The organism is Lentzea terrae, assembly GCF_003265345.1.
GTDB classification, from domain to species: Bacteria; Actinomycetota; Actinomycetes; order Mycobacteriales; family Pseudonocardiaceae; genus Lentzea; species Lentzea terrae.
Genome location: NZ_QFWW01000030.1, coordinates 285,344 through 303,433, shown reverse-complemented (window position 1 = coordinate 303,433; position 18,090 = coordinate 285,344). Strand labels below are relative to the sequence as shown.

Genomic DNA, 18,090 nt, shown 5'->3' with positions numbered 1-18,090 from the left:
ACGAAGCACGGACGATCAGCAACATGCACATCGCGTGGACGTCGTTCCTGGTTGCCCTGTTGATCATCATGATCGTGCCGGGCCCGGACTTCGTGCTGATCATGGGGAACGCGGTGCGCAGCCTGAAGCGCGGTACGCAGGCGGCGCTCGGTGTGATCACCGGGCTGCTGATCCACGCCACGCTCGCGACCATCGGGCTGTCGGCGCTCGTCGCCGCGGTGCCGACAGCGCTGCTCGTGGTCAAGGTGATCGGCGCGCTGTACCTGGCCTACATCGGCTTCATGACGCTGAAGAGCAAGCCCACCGAGAGCCAGGAGGCCAAGGGCAACGTGTTCCTGCGCGGCCTGCTGTGCGACCTGTTGAACCCCAAGGTGATGCTCACGTTCCTGAGCCTCATCCCGCAGGCGATGGACCCGAACAGCGCGCCGCTGCCACAGGCCGCCCTGCTCAGTGCGGTCACGGTCGGCGTCTTCGCGCTGTTCTGGGTCATCGTCGTGCCGGCCGCGCGTCAGCTGGGCGCGCTGTTGAGCAAGCCCAAGATCCGCGCGACGTTCGAGCGGGTGTGTGGTACCGCTCTCATCGGGATGGCGGCGTCAGTCCTGGTCGCTTAGTGGCGCGTCCCGGGACGTTGGCGAGGTAATTCGCGCTCAGCACCGCGATGCACCCGTCTGACCGCGAATTCCCCCGGCAACGACCCGGCCACACCACTAGGACCACGTGACGGTCAGCTCGTCCCGGGTTCCGAACCGGACCAGGTGCCGTTCCACGACGTCGCGCAGCCGTGCCGCGTCCTCTTCCGAAGAACAGACCACGCGCATGATCAAAGCGTCGGGAGAAGCTTCGAACTCGGCCAGGCCGAGCGAAAAGCGGACGAAGCCGCGCGAGTCCTCCCAGGACCCTTCGAGGTCCTTGTGCGTGAAGTGCTTCACCAGCTGCGATCCGTACCTGGAGGCACGGTCGGTCGCCGAGCGTCCCACGCTCGTGAATTCCGTCATGAAGCCAACTTACGCCTAGCCATACGTATTGCAGCGTGACGCGGTTCACCTGGCAAAACGGAGTCTGAGAACACCCTGTGACGTCTCGCGAAACGGAGAAGAACACGGCAGGCTGTCGCGTATGACGGAAGGCAAAGCACGTATCGCGGTCACCGGTCTCGCCACCATGGGCAGCAACCTCGCGCGCAACCTCGCGCGGCACGGCTTCAAAGTCGCCGTGCACAACCGGACGCCCGCGAAGATGAAGGCCCTGCTCGACGAGCACGGCCACGAAGGCGACTTCGTCGGCGCCGAGACGCTGCAGGACCTCGTGGACAGCCTGCAGACGCCGCGCCAGATCATCATCATGGTCAAGGCTGGTGGCCCCACCGACGCCGTCATCGACGAGCTGAGTGAAATCCTCGAACCCGGCGACATGGTCATCGACGGCGGCAACGCCCACTACGCCGACACGCGTCGCCGTGAAGCCGCGCTGAAGGAGAGGGGGCTGCTGTTCGTCGGCGCCGGCATCTCCGGTGGCGAGGAGGGCGCGCTCAACGGGCCCAGCATCATGCCGGGCGGCCCCGCGGAGTCGTACAAGCACGTCGGGCCGGTCTTCGAGGAGATCGCGGCCAAGGTGGACGGTCAGCCGTGCTGCGTGCACGTCGGGCCGGACGGCGCCGGGCACTTCGTGAAGATGGTGCACAACGGCATCGAGTACGCCGACATGCAGCTCATCGCTGAGGCGTTCGACCTGCTGAGCCGCGTCGGTGGCCAGAGCCCTGCCGAGATCTCCGAGGTCTTCACGCAGTGGAACTCCGGCGACCTGGAGTCGTACCTGGTCGAGATCACCGCCGAGGTCCTCAAGCACGTCGACGCCGACGGCACGCCGCTCGTGCAGGTCATCGAGGACGCCGCCGAGCAGAAGGGCACCGGCCGCTGGACCGTGCAGGAGGCGCTGGAGCTCGGCGTCCCGGTCACCGGTATCGCCGAGGCCGTTTTCGCGCGCAGCCTGAGCGGCCACACCGACCAGCGCAAGGCTGTGCGCGACGCGTTCGGTGCCAGCGAGGTCGTCGCGAAGCCGGACGCCGAACTGGTCGACGACGTGCGTCAGGCGCTCTACGCGTCGAAGGTCGTCGCGTACGCGCAGGGCTTCGACATGATCCGCGAGGCTTCGAAGAACTTCGACTGGGACATCGACCTCGGCGCGATGGCGACGATCTGGCGCGGCGGCTGCATCATCCGCGCGCAGTTCCTCAACCGCATCCGCGAGGCCTACGACGCGAACCCCGGTCTCGCGTCTCTGTTGGTGGACAACTACTTCCGCGACGCGGTGCAGAACGCTGAGGCCGCTTGGCGGCGCGTTGTGGTCCGTGCGGTCGAGTCCGGAGTCCCGACTCCTGGCTTCGTGTCCGCTTTGGCCTATTACGACGGCCTGCGCTCGGAGCGCCTGCCGGCCGCGCTTGTCCAGGGACAGCGGGACTTCTTCGGTGCCCACACGTACCGGCGCATTGATCGTCCCGGTAGCTTCCACACGTTGTGGTCGGGTGATCGATCAGAGGTGGAAGCGTGAAATTTCGAATTCTGGGGGCGGTCGTCGCTGCGGCGACAGGGTTGACCCTGACGTCGAGCGGCGGCGCGGTGGCCGTCGGCAACGAGGCTCTGACCCGCGATCTCGACGCGATTCTCGCTGACTCGGGGCTCAAGGGCGCCGACGTCGGCGTCACCGTGCGGGACGCGAACACCGGTGAGGTCGTCTACACCCGTTCGGGCAGCAGGCGCTCGCAGGTCGGGTCGAACCTCAAGGTGCTCACCACGACGGCGGCGCTCGACCTGCTCGGACCGGACTACCGGTGGAAGACCGAGCTGCAGTCGGCGGGCGCCCAGAACGGGTCGACGCTGAACGGTGACCTCGTCCTGCGCGGCACCGGCGACCCGACGATGTCCCCGCTGCGCTACAAGGCGCTGGCGGACACGTTGAAGAGCAAGGGCGTCACGGCGGTCAGCGGCGCGCTCGTGCTGGACGACACGGCGTTCGACGCCCAGCCGTACGGTCCTGGCTGGGCGTGGGACGACGAGCCGTACTCGTACAACGCGGAGACGTCGGCGCTGACGCTGTCGCCGGACGCGAAGTTCAGCTCCGGCACGGTCGTCGTGCGCGTGAAGCCGGGTGCCGCGGCGGGCAGCCCGGTTCAGGTGAGTGTCGAGCCGGCGAACGACCAGGTGCAGATCGTGAGCACCGCGACCACCGGCAACGGTGGTGTCTCGGTCGAGCGCGAGCACGGCACGAACGTGATCCGGGTCAGCGGTTCGACGTCGGTCGAGACAACGGCGTTGTCCACCGTCAAGGATCCGACCTCGGTGGTCGGTTCGGTGTTCCGCAAGGCGTTGGAGGCCAACGGGATCCAGGTCCTGGGCGGCGTCAGGAAGGGCAAGGCGCCGCAGGGTGCCGCGGTGCTCGCGTCCGACACGTCCACGACGCTGGGCCAGCTGATGAACCCGTTGCTCAAGAACAGCAACAACATGCTGGCCGAGGTGCTGGTCAAGTCCGCTGGTGGCTCGTTCACCAACGGCGTCAACCAGCTCAGCCGCAAGTGGGCCGGTCTCGGCATCGACCCGAACTGGGTCGAGATCTTCGACGGTTCCGGCATGTCCCGGATGGACCAGATGACGCCGGACGACCTGGCGTCGATCCTGATCAAGGCGAAGACCAAGCCGTGGTTCGGCACGTGGCAGGCGTCGCTGCCGGTCGCAGGCCGGGACGGCACCCTCGTCAACCGCATGAAGGGCACCGCGGCCGAGGGCAACGTGATCGCCAAGTCCGGCTCGATGTCCGGTGTCTCGGCGCTGAGCGGCTACGTCACCACGGCGGCCGGTCGGCAGCTGGTGTTCTCGGTGGTGCTGAACAACATGGTCCTGTGGGTCAGCCCCAAGACGATCGAGGACAAGATCGCGGTCAGGCTGGCGTCCGACGGCGGTGCCCAGGTGGCCACGCCGCAGACCCAGCAGAAGACCGAGTCCGTTCCGCAGCAGCGCCAGGCCCCGGCCGAGGAGCGCACCAAGGTTCCGGCCAAGGAGCGCTTCGACGTCGAGTGCAGCTGGATCGGCACCTGCTAGAAATGATCCACACTGGAGCCGCCCCGGGAAACCGGGGCGGCTCCGTCGTTTCTAGGCCGGTGACGGCACCGGCTCCAGGCCGTTGCGGTCGGGGTCCACCAGGTAGACGCGGGCGTTCGAGATGTCGAAGTACATGCCCTTCAACGTCAACGTGCCCGCCGCGATCGCCTCGCGCACGCTCGGGTAGCCGAGCAGGTTGTCCAGCTGCTGCGCGACGTTCGCGACCGCGAGCCGGTCGGCCACCGGCAGCTCCGCGCAGCCGGGCGAGGTCGGCGCGTGGAACCGGATCAGCGACGGTTCCGCGTTGCGCAGCCACGAGTGCAGGTGCGAGCCACGCGCGGCGGTTCCCTTCACCAGCGCCTTCATCGCGCCGCAGTCGGAGTGTCCGCACACGACGATCGAGCCGACGTTCAGCACCTCGACCGCGAACTCGATCGCCGCGCCGACGGACCTGTCCTCTGCGGACACCATCGGCACCAGGTTGCCGATGTTGCGCACGCAGAACAGGTCGCCCGGCCCGGACGTGGTGATCAGGTTCGGCACCACGCGGGAGTCCGCGCAGGTGATGAAGAGCTGCTGCGGCTGTTGGCCCCGCACCGCGAGCTCCTGCAGGAACGGCCGCACCAACGGCGCCGACCGCACCTCGAACTCGTGCATGCCCAGGATCATCGGGTCGCTCTCGGCCGAGGACCGTTGCGCTGGAAGCTCGACCGGCGAGCCCTGCCAGTGCGACCACGGCGCGAACCAGCGCGGCAGCGGGCCGGGCAACGTCTTGCGCCGCCCCGGTTTGCCCTGGTTCGCCCGGTCGTACCAGGTGTCGTGCACCTCGTCGACGCGCACCAGGCCGCCGAGCCGTTCGTAGCCCTCGCGCCAGTCGTTGATCGCCTCGTACGACGCGTGGTCCAGGTAGTCGACGTGCAGCTCCAGCACCACGTGCTGGCCCAACGGCAGCCGCCGCAGCTCGCGCACGAGCCGCCCGACGCCCAGGAACACCAGCGATCCGCGCACGCACACCCGGTTGCCCTCGACACGCACCGAGCAGTGCGTCAACCGGTACAACGCGCGCAGAAGCGCAATGGCCAGGCCGACAACGACCCCTTCGAGCAGTCCGAAGAGGACAACGCCGAGCACGGTGGCCGCGTACACCAGGAACTCCCGGTGCCGCCACAACGTCCGCATCCGGTCCACCGACACGAGTCGTAGACCCACCACGAACAGCACGCCCGCCAGAGCCGCCAACGGGATCAGCTCCAGCGCGGCCGGGAACGCCAGCACCGCCACCGCGATCCACACGCCCTGCAAAATGGCGCTGTAGCGGGTTTTCGCGCCCGCGGCGACGTTGGTTGAGCTGCGCGCGAGCCCACCGCTGATCGGCAGTCCGCCCAACGCGCCGGCGACGACGTTCCCGGTGCCCTGCGCGATGAGCTCCTTGTCCAGCCGGGCGCGCGGACCGTCGTGCAACCGGTCGGTCGCGACCGCGGACAGCAACGACTCCATGCTCGCCACCAAGGCGACGGTGACGACGGCCGTGACCACCGATCCGGCGCTGCCCTGCGGCATCTCGGGGAACACCAGCGCGTAGCTGTCCGGCAGGTCGACCCGTGGCACCTCCAGTCGCAGCACGACCGCCAGCAGCGTCGCCGCACCAACGGCGACCAACGGCGCGGGCACCGCGGAAGCACGCGGAACCCTGGGCCACAGCAGCAAAGCCGCGATCGCCACGGCACCGGCCACCAGGGATCCGAGGTGCGAGGAAGCCAGTTCTCCCGGCAGCAGCGCGAGATTCGCCGGCACGGACGACAGCGCCGTGCCGCCCAGGATCACCACGAGCTGCCCGACGGCGATGGAAATGCCGATGCCCGCAAGCATTCCGTGCACCACGGCGGGCGACAGCGACATCACCAGCCGGCTGATCCCGGTGAGCCCCAGCACCAGTTGCAGCACCCCGGCCGCCAGCGTGATCGCCGCCGTGGCCGCCCACCCGAACTGCGCCACCAGCGCGGCCACGATCACCACGAGCCCGGTGCCCGGCCCGCTGATCTGCAACGGCGCCCCGCTGATCGCGCCGACGACCACACCGCCGACGACCGCGGAGATGAGCCCTGCCAGCAACGGCGCGCCCGTGGCGTGCGCGATGCCGAGCGACAACGGGATGGAGATGAGGAACAGCACGAAGCTCGCGGGCAGGTCGTGCTTCAGGATCAGCGGAGGACCGTGCGGGGTGTGCTCGTCGGCGTTGGACCTCTGCAAGTGGTTCACCAGGATTCCCTTTCGTGGAAAAGCGACATGGCCCTGTGCGGATGGCACAGAGCGAGGGGAGGGAGAGATCGCTAGAGGACGCGCCTTAAGGGCAGCAGACGGCGCGGCCGAACGGCAGCGAGCGCGTCGGCGCGGTCATGCGGGGTCGGCACGGGAGCACCTCCGTGTCGGCACAGGCATCGGGTTCTCAGATCAGGCCGCGTCGCCACCATGATGGCGGCGGAATCGGTGCTGTGGCAGATCTTTCAGCCAACCGTGTTGATCTTGACCCGTAACGTCACCTGAGGTGACGGAAAAAGGAGGGCCGGCTCCGGTCGGGGGTGCGGAGCCGGCCCAAGTCAGGACGGAAATGAAGAACTATCGAGTTTCGAAATTCAGCCTACCGAGCGCAGATGCTTGCCGTGTGAAGTCTCCTGGCCGACCACGGTGAGGATCAGCTGCGCCGAAAGGTAAGCACGGCACGGTGCGGGGAGCCTGCGCGTGAACCAGCCGCGCTTGCAGGTGGCGCACCGGCCGTGCTCGTCGGGCTGGTGCTCGTCGAGCAACGCCTTGACCACCGCGACCACTCTCGGCAGCTCTACCCTGGCGAGCACGAGGGCGGTCTGGTCGTCGCCGCGCTGAGCCAGTTCGGTGAGTGTGGCCAGGTGCGAGTGCAGCGACCTGTCCAGTTGGCTGAACACCGTGACGGCCATCAGGCTCAGAGCTCCAGTCCGTGCGTAAGCAACCCATGCAGACTGTCGTGGTCCATATGAGATCTGCAAGTTGCACTACACGAATGGATGACGTCCCTTTGCGACGCCCTCCTTCGGTCTCAAACTGAGACCGGACCAGGAGGTGTGGATGCCACGGGGTAGCAGCCCGACCCTGCGCAAGCGTCGGCTCGTGAGCGAGCTCAGGCGACTGCGCGAAGCGGCCGAGCTGACGATCGAGGAGGTCGGCGAGCGTCTGGAGTGCTCGGCCTCCAAGATCAGCCGGATCGAGACGGGACGCGTGGGGGTGAGCCCGCGAGATGTGCGGGACATGCTCACGGCCTACGGTGCGGACTCCGCCACCCTCGACGAACTGGTCCAGCTGGCCAGGGAGGCCCGCCGCAAGGCGTGGTGGGACGAGTTCGGTGACATCGTGCCCGGCAGGTACGTCGGGTACGAGGCCGATGCGGACTCGATCAGGACCTATCAGGGACTGATGATCCCGGGCCTGCTGCAGTGCGAGGCGTACACCAGAGCGTTGATCTCCGAGGTGCTACCGGACGCGAGCACCCCCGAGATCGACCGCAGGGTCCGGTTGCGCAAGGCCCGGCAGGCCTTGCTCAGCGAGGACGACCCGCTGCGCCTGCACGTCGTGATCGACGAGGCGGCCCTGCGCAGGCTCGTCGGCGGCCCAGGGGTGATGCGCGCCCAGATGGCGCGTCTCCTCGAAGTCGGTGCAATGCCGAACGTCACGATGCAGGTCGTGCCGTTCAGCGCCGGTGGTCACGCTGCGATGGACGGCCCGTTCGTCATCCTGAGCTTTCCCGAGCAGCTCGACCCCGACGTGGTCTACATCGAAAGCACACGAAGTGGCGTCTACCTGGAACAACAGTCGGACGTCCATTGGTACGCCGAGATGTTCGAGCGACTGGTGAAATCCGCCCTCGACAGCAGGGAGTCGGCAACCCTGATCACCGAGGTCGCTCGCGCTCTCGCGTGACTTTGACCGGGAGTGAACAGACAGTGGAAAGCTTGCGTTGGCGCAAGAGCAGCCGTTCGTCGGCCGGTGGGCCCGAGTGCGTCGAGATCGCGCTCGTCTCAGCCGGTGCGGCTGTTCGTGACAGCAAGAACGCGGACGGAGCGCGGTTGAGCTTCGGCGACGCCGGGTGGGAGACCTTCCTCGCCGCCGCGAAGACCGGCTCTTTCGTCAGCTGAGAGACACATGCAGAACGCCCCGGCTGGGTGCACCAGCCGGGGCGTTCTCGCGTGAGGGGGACGTGGGCCGGCCGGCGTTCCGCCGCCGCGGGCTGGATGCCCCTTGCACGCCGGCCGACCCACGTCGATCATGGGGAGCAGCGGGTGTTCCGCTGTCCGGTCCAACCTGTCCCGACTACGTGATATCCGGTTTCCGTTGATCTCGCGGTCTGTGGTTGGTTGGACACGCTAAGCGTAAGAATGCCTTCTACAGCACGACTGGAGCCCGACTGAAGTGATCTTCAAGCTCCAGGTGACCACCAGGCGAAGGACAGGTCGGTGACGCACGGCGAGGAACCCCTGCGGTTCGAGGTTCTCGGCCTCCTCCGGGTCGTTCGCGCAGGTCACGAGGTTGATCTTGGCGCCGCGAAGCAGCGCGCCGTCCTCGCGGTGCTGCTGCTCGCGCGCAACACCCCGGTCAGCAGAGGCCAGATCATCGAGGCCGTCTGGGGTGACAACGTGCCCTCGAGTGCGGTCAATCTGGTCCAGACCTACGTCGCCGGGTTGAGACGCGCCCTCGAACCGACCCGCGCCCGCCGCGCACCTGCTGAGCTGCTGACGTCCGTCGGCGACGGGTACCTGCTCCGGGTCGAGTCCGGCGCGCTGGACCTCGACGTGTTCGAACGTCAGGTGCTGCTCGCGAACCGCATGCGCGCGGCCGGTGACCTCGCCGGAGCCGCGGTCGAGCTCGACGACGCGCTGGCGTTGTTCCGCGCCGAACCCCTGGGCGGCGTCTCCGGTCTCTTCTGCGACGTCGAACGCGGCCGGCTCGTCGAACGTCGCCTGGCGGTGCTGGAGGAACGGGCCGAGCTGGGCCTGGCGATCGGCCAGGGCCCCGAGCTGGTGTCGCAGCTGAGCTCGATGGTCGTCGAGCACCCGTTGCGCGAGCGCGGGTACGGGTTGCTGATGCGGGCGCTGGTCCAGGCAGGCCGGCAGGCCGAGGCGCTGGCCGCCTACCGCGAGGCCCGCCGCGTGCTGATCGACGAGCTCGGCGTCGAACCGGGCTTCGAGCTGCGCCGCGTGCACCAGGCCGTGCTGGCGGGGGACAGCCCCGAACCGGAACGCGCCCCGGTCCGCGTGCCGCCGCAGGCCGCTGTTCCCGAACCCGCCCAGCTGACGATCCCCGCCCAGCTCCCGCGGGCGCCCGTCGCGTTGATCGGCCGTGACGCCGAGCTGGCCCACATGGACCTCCTGCTCCGCGACCACGACGGCCCGGTCCTGCTGGTCACCGGCCCGGCAGGGGTCGGCAAGACCGCGCTGGCCCTGCACTGGGCGCACCGCGTCCGCGAGGAGTTCCCGGACGGCCAGCTCTACGTCGACGTGCACGGCTACGACCCGAACCGCGAGCCGCTGGAGATCGGCGAGGTCCTCAACCGGTTCCTGCGCGCCCTGGGCGTCCCGGCCGGCGACACCCCGGTCTCGGTGGACGAACGTTCGGCCTTGCTGCGGACGTTGCTGGCCGACCGCCGCATGCTGGTGATGCTCGACAACGTGCGCAGCTCCGCCGACCTGCTCCCGCTGCTGCCGGGCGCGCCGTCGTGCGTCGTCGTGACCTCGCGCCGGCGGCTCGTCGGCCTGGTGGCGCAGGTCGAGGCCAAGCTGATCGAGCTGGACATGCTCGACCGGGACGCCGCCGTGGACGTGCTGGGCCGCATCGCCGGCCGGTCGGACATCGAGGCGCACGCTCTTCGTGAGCTCGCCGAGCTCTGTGACGGCCTGCCGCTGGCGTTGCGCATCGCCGCGGCCCGTCTCGCCGTGTCCCCACGTCTGCGCGTGGCCGAGTTGGTGGAGGAACTGCAGGACGAGCACGGCCGCCTGGCCGCGCTGGGCCTGGAGGACGGTGAGGGCACCGTGCGGGCCGCCCTGGACGCCTCCCGCCGCGCGCTGCCGTCGTTGCCGTCCCGGTTGCTCGCGATCATCGGCCTGCACCCCGGCGCGGACCTGTCGGCGCACGTGGTCGCCGCCATGGGTGACGTGACGCTGGTGGAGGCGCAACGGGCCCTCGACGCGTTGACCGCCGCCAACCTGCTGTCCGTCGGCGAACCGGGCCGGCACGTGGCCCACGACCTGGTCCGCGTCTACACCAAGACGCTGGCGGGCGAGCTCTCCGAACCGGAACGCCGGGCCGCCACGGGCCGCATGCTCGACTACTACCTGCACTGCGCCGACCTGGCCGACGGCATGCTCCCGATCAACCGCGGCAGCGTGCTGGTTGCCCCCGAGCACCGCCCGGCCCACGTGCCGGCACTGGCCGGTGCGGCGGACGCGATGGCCTGGTTCGACGCCGAACGCGCCAACCTGATCGCCGCCGCCGAACACGCTTCGACGTCGGGCTGGCACGTGCACGCCTGGCAGCTGCCTTACACCTTGTCGCGGTACCTGTGGCTGCGCACCGAGCGCGAAACCTCGTTGCGTCTCACCGAAGCCGCCCTGCAGGCCGCCATCGCGCTGAACGACGACGACGCCCGCTTCGTCATGCAGTTCAACCTGGGCGTCGCGCTGCTGCAGCTGGAACGCCACGACGAAGCGCTGCTCGCCCAACGCGGTGCGCTGGAGGTGGCCCGCCGCAAGGGAGACGTGCACCATCAGGCCCGCGCGCTGACCACCGTGGCCGGCACACTCATGGACCTGGGCCGTTCCGCCGAGGCCGAGGCGCACTACCGCGAGGCCATGGAGATCTCGCGGGCCGCCGGGTCGAAGTGGGCCGAGGCCAACGCCCACCACCACCTGGGGCTGCTCTACCTGACCACGCAGCGCTTCGACGACGCGATGCCGTGGCTGCGCGTCGCACTGCGGATGTACCACGAGGTCGGCGAACAGTGCGGCGAGGCGGCGTGCCACGTGGACATTTCCACGGCGCTGCTGGAAACCGGCGACACCGAGGGTGCGTTGTCGTCGGCCCGGGTCGCCCTGGCCGTGGCTTGCGACGCGGTTTCGCCGTACCACCAGGCGTTGGCGCACGACCGGCTGGCGGCGGTGTTCGACCGGCTCGGCGCGGCGGGAGCGGCGGCGCACTGGCAGCGCGCGCTGGCGTTGTTCACGGAGCTCGGCGCCTCCGAGGCGGACGGGGTGCGGGCTCGGCTGGCTCGTGCGCGAGCGGTGACCGTGGGGTAAGGGGTTCGCGGCCCAGGACTGCGTGATCGTCCGATGCCTGAGGTGAGGCCTCAGGACGAACCTCGTGGTCATGACGGAATGGACCCCTGAGGCGATCAAGGCGGAGATCGACTACCGACGTGGGAACGCCAGGTGCAACTGGCAGCGCTCGAACGGCCGCGGGCCGTCGTGGCTTCGGCGCGTGATCCACCGCACCTCTACGAAACTCGGCAGCACCCACGCATGACGTGTGCGAGCATGCCACTCGTGGCGCGCCTCGGTTCCGGAATCCCGTTGGTCGCGCGCGACCGCGAGCTGGACCGGTTGCGCGCCATGTTGGCGCAGGCAGGTGACGGCACGGCGGGAGCGGTGCTCCTGGCCGGTGACGCGGGTGTCGGCAAGACGCGGCTGGTCGACGAACTGGCCGCCAGCGCCGACGACACGCTCGTCCTCATGGGACGGTGCCTGGACGTCGGCGAGACCGGACTGCCGTACCTGCCGTTCGCGGAGGCGCTCAGCGCCCTCAAGGACGCGGCGAACCGCCCGGCGCTCGCGATGTTGCTGCCGCAGCTGGCACTTCCGGCCGAACGCGAGCCCGGCACCGAGGGCATGATCGCGCCGAGTCTCCTCCCAGGACGCCGACCGGAGCAGGACGTGGGCCAGCTCCAGCTGTTCGACGCCGTGCTGGGCCTGCTCACCGAACTTTCCGAACGTCAGCGCGTGCTGTTCGTCGTCGAGGACCTGCACTGGGCGGACGCCTCGACGCGGTACCTGCTGTCGTTCCTGTTGGCCCGCTTGCGTTCCCAGCGGATCCTGGTCGTCGGCACCTACCGCGCCGACGACCTGCACCGCAGCCATCCCTTGCGCCCCTTGCTGTCCGAACTGGTCCGCCTGCCCGCGGTGGAACGCCTGGACCTCACGCCGTTCAACGCCGCCGATGCCCGCCGGTTCGTGGAGGCGCTGTCGGACGATCTTCCGAACGACGTCGTCCAGCAGGTGGCGGAACGCTCTGAGGGCAACGCGTTCTTCGCCGAAGAGCTCATCGCGGTGGCGACGTGCGACGACGACCGGTCGCTCCCGTCCGCACTCGCCGACGTGCTGCTGAGCCGGGTGGAGCGGCTCAGCCCCGAAGCCCAGCACGTGGTGCGGGTCGCGTCGGTCCGGGGCAGGAGGGTCCGGCACGACCGGCTGCGCGAGGTCGCGGGCATGTCCGACGTCGAGCTCGACCGGACGTTGCGCGAACTGGTCCAGCACCACCTGCTCGTCGTGAACGACGACGAGGTCTACACGTTCCGCCACGCGTTGCTCAGGGAGGCCGTGTACGGCGATCTCCTGCCGGGCGAACGGGTGCGGCTGCACGCCTCCTACGCACACCACCTCGCCCAGCACCTCGACGAACGAGGTGCCGCGGCGGCACTGGCCCACCACGCGTTCCAGAGCCACGACCTGCCGCAGGCGCTGAAGGCCTCGATCCAGGCGTCCAGGGAGGCCGAACGGGCCGGCGCGCCCGCGGAGTCGTTGCGCTACCTGGAAAAGGCTCTCAACCTGTGGAACGCGGTGCCCGCCCCGGACCGTCCGTCCGATGTGGACGAGTCGGTGCTGCTGCGCAGGGCCTCCTGGGTCGCCGGCACGGCCGGCCAGCCGGAACGGGCCGTGGCGTTCGCCCGCAGTGCCACCAAGGCCATCGGGCCTGAGCAGACACCGGAGGAGGCCGCCGAGATCTGGCTGCGGCTCTCGCAGGCGCTCTCGATCCTCGACGGCAACGAGGAGGAGCACTTCCTGGTCCTGGCCAAGGCGTTCCAGCTCGTGCGCGACCGCGAACCGAGCCCCACCCGCGCCCGTGTGTTCGCGGGCAAGGCGTCGTCCCTGCGCCAGCAGCGCAAGGACGCCGAGGCGCGGGAAGCCGCCGAGCTCGCGATCGCGGACGGCCGGCAGGTGAACGCGCCGGGCGCGGTCGCGGACGCGTTGGGCACGCTGGCGATCCTCGACGACCACGCGAACCAGCCGGAGGAGGCCAGGGCCAGTTTCGAGCGCGCGATCCAGAGCGCCCGTGAGGTCGGAGCGTTCAACAACGAGCTGAGGGCTTGGTACTACTACGGCCTGATGCACTACGACCGCGGTGAGCTGGCCGAGGCCGCCCGCGTCTTCAACCAGGCCGGCGACCGGGCCAAGGAGACCGGCCTGACCTGGAGCATGTTCGGGCTGGAGATCCGCATCCTGCAGGTGCTCGTGCACTACTACATCGGCGACTGGGACTACGCGGCGTGGGCCAGCGAACCGCCCGGCATGTCGGTGTCGTCGACGGTGCTGGCCAGGCTGGCGTCGGCGAGCACACACCTCACGGTCTCGCGCGGCGAGTTGGCCGAGTCCGAGCGGATGATCACGAAGCTGCGCAGCGACTGGCACCGCGACATCCAGATCGCGTTGATCAACGGCGGTACCGGCGCGGAGCTGGCGTTGTGGCGCGGCCGTCCGGAGCTGGCGGTCGAGCGCGTCACGGACGCGTTGGAGTGGGCGCGCAAGCTCGGCGGTCCGTGGATGCTCGCGGGCATCCGGATCGGCGCCATCGGCATCTCGGCGCACGCGGAGATCGCCGCGAAGGCCCGCCGCAAGCGCGACGCGGAGGCCGAGCAGCAGGCGGTCGAGGAAGGGCACAAGCTCGCCGAGCACGTGCGGCTGACCGCGCGGCACGGCAAGCCGCGGGCCGGCGTCCTCGGCCCGGAAGGCAGGGCCTGGCTGGCCCGCGCGCTCGCCGAGGAGTCCAGGCTGGAGGGTGCCGGCGACCCGGAGCTCTGGCAGGCCGCGGTCGACGAGTTCGCCTACGGGGTCGTCTTCGAGCAGGCACTGTGCCGGTGGCGGCTGGCGGAGGCGTTGCTGGGCGCGGATCGCCGGGACGAAGCCGCCGAGCAGCTGCGCCAGGCCGACGAGGTGGCGACCAGGCTCAAGGCCGTGCCGCTCGCCGAGGCCGTGGCGTCGTGCGCCAAGCGCGCCCGCATCACCCTGCGGGCGGACGAGCCGGCCAGGGAGCACCTCGACCTCTTCACCCCGCGCGAACGCGACGTGCTCGGCCTGGTCGCCGCCGGACGGACGAACCGCGAGGTCGGCGAGGAGCTGTACATCAGCGAGAAGACCGTTTCCGTGCACCTTTCCCGGATCATGGCCAAGCTGGGGGCGTCCCGGCGGGCGGAGGCGGTCGCCATCGCGTACGACCGAGGTCTGCTGGAATAGCCCCGGTTGTCATACCTCAGGCTGATCCGCAACGCGTCGCCGAGTTGATGTCCGCGTACTCAGCGAACTCATAGCTTCTTCCTCGTCAAGGAACATCCCCTGTGAGGAAGGCAAGCGACATGTCTGCACTGGTGTCCGAGGTCGGCACCCGGACCGCCGCGGCGGCCCACAACCTGGTGAAGGTCTACGGCAAGGGTGACACCGCGGTGCGGGCGCTCGACGGCATCAACGTCGCGTTCGAGGCTGGCCGGTTCACCGCCATCATGGGACCGTCCGGCTCCGGCAAGTCGACGCTGATGCACTGCCTCGCAGGACTGGACACCGTGGACAGCGGCGCGATCCACATCGGACAGACCGAGATCACCAAGCTCAACGACAAGGACCTGACCAAGCTGCGCCGCGACCGCGTCGGCTTCGTGTTCCAGGCCTTCAACCTGCTGCCGACGCTGACCGCCGAGCAGAACATCCTGCTGGGTCTCGAGCTCGCCGGCCGCAAGCCCGACAAGCAGTGGTTCGACACGATCGTCAACGTCCTCGGCCTGCGCGACCGCCTCACCCACCGACCGACCGAGCTGTCCGGTGGCCAGCAGCAGCGCGTCGCCTGTGCCCGCGCCCTCGTCGCCCGTCCCGAGGTCATCTTCGCCGACGAGCCGACCGGCAACCTGGACTCCCGCAGCGGTGCCGAGGTCCTCGACTTCCTGCGCATGTCGGTCCGCAAGCTGGGCCAGACCGTGATCATGGTGACGCACGACCCGGTGGCCGCGAGCTACGCCGACCGCGTGGTGCTGCTGGCCGACGGCCGGCTCGCGGGCGAGATCCACCAGCCCACCACCGAGTCCGTCGTCAACGCTCTCACGCACCTGGGGGCGTGAAGCAATGCTGAAGACGATCCTTGCGGGCCTGCGCGCTCGCACGGCACGGCTGGTGCTGTCCAGCATCGCCATCGCGCTCGGCGTCGCGTTCGTGACGGGCACGCTCGTGCTCGGCGACGCCGTCGGGGAACAGACCAGGGACAACTTCGCCCGCAGCGCCCGCAACGTCGACGCGGCGGTGCACCTCCCGGAGAACAGCTCCTCGGAGCAGATGCAGAACGGCATCCCCGCCGACGTGCTCAAGAAGATCCGTGCCACCAACGGTGTCGCGGGTGCGGACTCCCGCGAGTTCGGCAGCGCGGCACTGCTCGGTGGTGACGGCAAGGCGCGCAACGCGCTGGTCCAGCCGCTGCCGACGGTGGAGAAGCTGCGCGACTTCGACCTCAAGGACGGCAAGTTCCCGGTCAAGGCCGACGAGGCCGCGATCGACACCAAGACCGCGCAGATCGCGAAGCTCAAGGTCGGCGACAAGCTCAAGATGCTCGACAAGGACAACGTCGAGCACCCGTACACCATCGTCGGCACGTACCAGCAGGGTGCGAGCAGCATGTCGATGTCCGGCAGCGACCACGTGATCCTGTCGCCGGAAGGCGTGCGCACGGTGCTCCCCGACCAGCGGATCTACGAGATCGTCGCGGTCGCCAAGGACGGCGTGTCCCAGCAGCAGCTCGTCGACAACATCAACAAGGCCGTCGGTGCCGGCTACAAGGTGCAGACCGGTGAGCAGCTGACGCAGGAGACGCTGGCCCAGGTCGGTGACGCCGCGAGCGAGATCAAGACGTTTCTGCTCGCGTTCGCGGCCATCTCGCTCATCGTCGCGGGCATGGTCATCTACAACACCTTCACGATTCTTGTCGCCCAGCGCACGAAGGAACTCGCCCTGCTGCGCTGCGTCGGTGCGGATCGCGGGCAGGTGTTCCGCAGCGTGCTGGCCGAAGCGGTCTTCATGGGCCTCGCTGCGTCAGTGCTGGGCATCCTCGGCGGCCTCGGCGTTTCGGCGGGCCTGCAGGCCCTCATCAGCACGGTGGGTGGCCCCGGCGGTGAGGATGCCCCGATCCGTCTGCCGATCTCGTGGGTGACCATCGCCGCCGGCTTCGGCGTCGGTGTGGTCGTGACCGTGCTGTCGGCCGTGCTGCCGGCCCGCCGTGCCACGAAGGTCGCCCCGGTCGCCGCCCTGCGCTCGCAGCCGGACAGCCACGACGACGTCGCCCGCACCAGCAAGGTGCGCGTCGTGATCGCCTCGCTGATCGCGCTGATCGGTGGCGCCGGTGTCTACCTCGGCATCCAGCAGGAGAAGGAAGAGCCCGCGCTGTTCATCACCGGTGGCGCCACGATGGTGCTGCTGTTCGCGGTCCTGCTCCTCGGCCCGCTGTACGTGCCGCTGGTGAACCGCCTCTTCGGCACGGCGCTGCGCGGTGTCCCGGCCAAGCTGGCGTCGGCCAACGCGGGCCGCAACCCGAAGCGCACGGCCGCCACCACGGCGGCGCTGATGATCGGCGTGACCATCGTGGCGATGGTGACGGTCGTGGCCGGCAGCGGCCGCGAGACGATGAACCAGCAGGTCGACAAGAGGTTCCCGGCCGACTACGAGGTCAGCTCGAACGTCTACAGCCAGCCGTTGACCGAGAAGTTCGCGGCCGAGCTCGCGAAGGTGCGCAACGTCGCCAAGATCGCGCCGGAGCTCCAGGCGTTCGGCGAGTCCGACAAGCTCAAGTTCGGCGACGTCACCGGCTTCCCGTCCGACGCGATCGGCTCGCTGGTGCGGCCCGAGGTGGTCAGTGGCACGTTGACCGGCCTCAAGGACGGCGACATCGCCCTGCGCGAGCGGGACGCCAAGGACTCCGGCCTGTCGCTCGGCTCCTCGTTGAAGATCAACGACAAGGAGTTCAAGGTCGTCGCGCTGATCAAGGACAACAGCTACGGCGCCGGCATCGTGACGCTGCCCGCCGCTCAGTCGCTGCTGAAGGAAGCCCCGAAGGGCTACCAGAAGCTGCTGGTCAAGCTCGCGCCGGGCACCGACATCACGGCCGCCCGCGCCGACCTGGAACGCGTCATCGCCACGTCACCGGTCGCGGTGCTCAACTCCGCGGCGGAGACCAAGGCCGAGCTCAACGCGCAGATCGACCAGGTGCTGCTGTTCATCTGGGCCCTCGTCGGCCTGGCGCTGATCATCGCCCTGTTCGGCATCGCGAACACGCTGACGCTGTCGGTGCTGGAGCGGACCCGCGAGTCGGCGCTGCTGCGGGCACTGGGCCTGACCCGAGGCCAGCTGCGGCAGATGCTGGTGGTCGAGTCGATCCTGATGGCCCTGATCGGTGCGGTCGTCGGCGTCCTGCTCGGTGCCGGGTTCGGATGGCTGCTGGTCCAGGCGATCTCCAACTCGGAGTTCCAGATCAGCTTCTCCATCCCGTTCGGGCAGATCGGCATCATGCTCGGGCTCGCGGTGGTGGCGGCCGTGGTGGCCGCCGCGCTGCCCGCCCGTCGTGCGGCTCGGAACTCCGTGGTCGCGGGGATGGCCGAGGCGTAGGGAACGCCCCGCCTGGCTCCGGTTGTCGGGGACCGAACCAGGCGGGAGTCGGTGGTGCGGAAACAGGGGCCGCACGG

The 18,090-nt window shown here is 69.3% G+C and carries 12 protein-coding genes; 9 read left to right on the top strand and 3 right to left on the bottom strand.

All coding sequences use genetic code 11. From position 1 onward, the window contains the following. Positions 1 to 23: 23 nt before the first annotated feature. Positions 24 to 611, top strand: coding sequence for a LysE family translocator (locus tag DI276_RS38465; RefSeq protein ID WP_112272971.1), 588 nt, complete (start codon positions 24 to 26; stop codon positions 609 to 611). A 96-nt stretch (positions 612 to 707) separates the two neighbouring features. On the opposite strand, the gene DI276_RS38460 is transcribed toward DI276_RS38465, so the two are convergent. Beyond that, positions 708 to 995 carry a DUF2218 domain-containing protein gene (locus DI276_RS38460; RefSeq protein ID WP_112272968.1) on the bottom strand — a complete coding sequence of 96 codons (288 nt, stop codon included), beginning with the start codon at positions 993 to 995 and terminating at the stop codon, positions 708 to 710. Between the two features lie 121 nt (positions 996 to 1,116). Here DI276_RS38460 and gndA point away from each other — a divergent pair, with 121 nt between their 5' ends. Further along, positions 1,117 to 2,547: an NADP-dependent phosphogluconate dehydrogenase gene (gene gndA / locus DI276_RS38455; protein ID WP_112272966.1), complete on the top strand. Its 1,431-nt coding sequence runs from the start codon at positions 1,117 to 1,119 to the stop codon at positions 2,545 to 2,547. Then, positions 2,544 to 4,091: a D-alanyl-D-alanine carboxypeptidase/D-alanyl-D-alanine endopeptidase gene (dacB, locus tag DI276_RS38450; RefSeq protein ID WP_157985216.1), complete on the top strand. Its 1,548-nt coding sequence runs from the start codon at positions 2,544 to 2,546 to the stop codon at positions 4,089 to 4,091. The genes gndA and dacB overlap by 4 nt, the downstream gene beginning before the upstream one ends. 51 nt (positions 4,092 to 4,142) lie before the next feature. Here dacB and DI276_RS38445 read toward each other — a convergent pair whose 3' ends face one another. Both DI276_RS38445 and DI276_RS38440 read right to left on the bottom strand, forming a co-directional pair. Beyond that, a complete protein-coding gene (locus tag DI276_RS38445) occupies positions 4,143 to 6,350 on the bottom strand; it encodes a SulP family inorganic anion transporter (RefSeq protein WP_112272962.1) in 2,208 nt (735 codons plus the stop codon). A gap of 374 nt (positions 6,351 to 6,724) precedes the next feature. Then, positions 6,725 to 7,042, bottom strand: a complete 318-nt coding sequence (locus DI276_RS38440; RefSeq protein WP_112272960.1) for a hypothetical protein — start codon at positions 7,040 to 7,042, stop codon at positions 6,725 to 6,727. Positions 7,043 to 7,190: 148 nt separating this feature from the next. Here DI276_RS38440 and DI276_RS38435 point away from each other — a divergent pair, with 148 nt between their 5' ends. From DI276_RS38435 to DI276_RS38410, 6 genes are all read left to right on the top strand, one after another. Beyond that, a complete protein-coding gene (locus DI276_RS38435) occupies positions 7,191 to 8,039 on the top strand; it encodes a helix-turn-helix domain-containing protein (protein WP_112272958.1) in 849 nt (282 codons plus the stop codon). A 32-nt stretch (positions 8,040 to 8,071) separates the two neighbouring features. After that, a complete protein-coding gene (locus DI276_RS38430) occupies positions 8,072 to 8,254 on the top strand; it encodes a DUF397 domain-containing protein (protein WP_232837211.1) in 183 nt (60 codons plus the stop codon). Between the two features lie 318 nt (positions 8,255 to 8,572). Then, the gene (locus DI276_RS38425) at positions 8,573 to 11,407 is read left to right on the top strand and encodes an AfsR/SARP family transcriptional regulator (RefSeq protein WP_112272954.1); all 2,835 of its coding nucleotides are present in this window, start codon (positions 8,573 to 8,575) and stop codon (positions 11,405 to 11,407) included. Positions 11,408 to 11,644: 237 nt separating this feature from the next. After that, complete coding sequence (locus DI276_RS38420; RefSeq protein WP_112272952.1) at positions 11,645 to 14,614, top strand: helix-turn-helix transcriptional regulator; 2,970 nt, start codon at positions 11,645 to 11,647, stop codon at positions 14,612 to 14,614. Positions 14,615 to 14,733: 119 nt separating this feature from the next. Next, positions 14,734 to 15,486 (top strand): ABC transporter ATP-binding protein, encoded by a 753-nt coding sequence (locus DI276_RS38415; protein WP_112272950.1) that lies wholly within the window; start codon positions 14,734 to 14,736, stop codon positions 15,484 to 15,486. A 4-nt stretch (positions 15,487 to 15,490) separates the two neighbouring features. Then, on the top strand, positions 15,491 to 18,013 hold the full coding sequence (locus DI276_RS38410; RefSeq protein ID WP_112272948.1) for an ABC transporter permease: 2,523 nt from the start codon (positions 15,491 to 15,493) through the stop codon (positions 18,011 to 18,013). Positions 18,014 to 18,090: the final 77 nt, after the last annotated feature.

Bases quoted from the DNA above. Each gene is read 5' to 3' on its own strand.
- DI276_RS38465 (WP_112272971.1), top strand. From the start codon at position 24: ATGCACATCGCGTGGACGTCGTTCCTGGTTGCCCTGTTGATCATCATG.
- DI276_RS38460 (WP_112272968.1), bottom strand. From the start codon at position 995: ATGACGGAATTCACGAGCGTGGGACGCTCGGCGACCGACCGTGCCTCC.
- gndA (WP_112272966.1), top strand. From the start codon at position 1,117: ATGACGGAAGGCAAAGCACGTATCGCGGTCACCGGTCTCGCCACCATG.
- DI276_RS38440 (WP_112272960.1), bottom strand. From the start codon at position 7,042: ATGGCCGTCACGGTGTTCAGCCAACTGGACAGGTCGCTGCACTCGCAC.
- DI276_RS38435 (WP_112272958.1), top strand. From the start codon at position 7,191: ATGCCACGGGGTAGCAGCCCGACCCTGCGCAAGCGTCGGCTCGTGAGC.
- DI276_RS38420 (WP_112272952.1), top strand. From the start codon at position 11,645: ATGCCACTCGTGGCGCGCCTCGGTTCCGGAATCCCGTTGGTCGCGCGC.
- DI276_RS38415 (WP_112272950.1), top strand. From the start codon at position 14,734: ATGTCTGCACTGGTGTCCGAGGTCGGCACCCGGACCGCCGCGGCGGCC.
- DI276_RS38410 (WP_112272948.1), top strand. From the start codon at position 15,491: ATGCTGAAGACGATCCTTGCGGGCCTGCGCGCTCGCACGGCACGGCTG.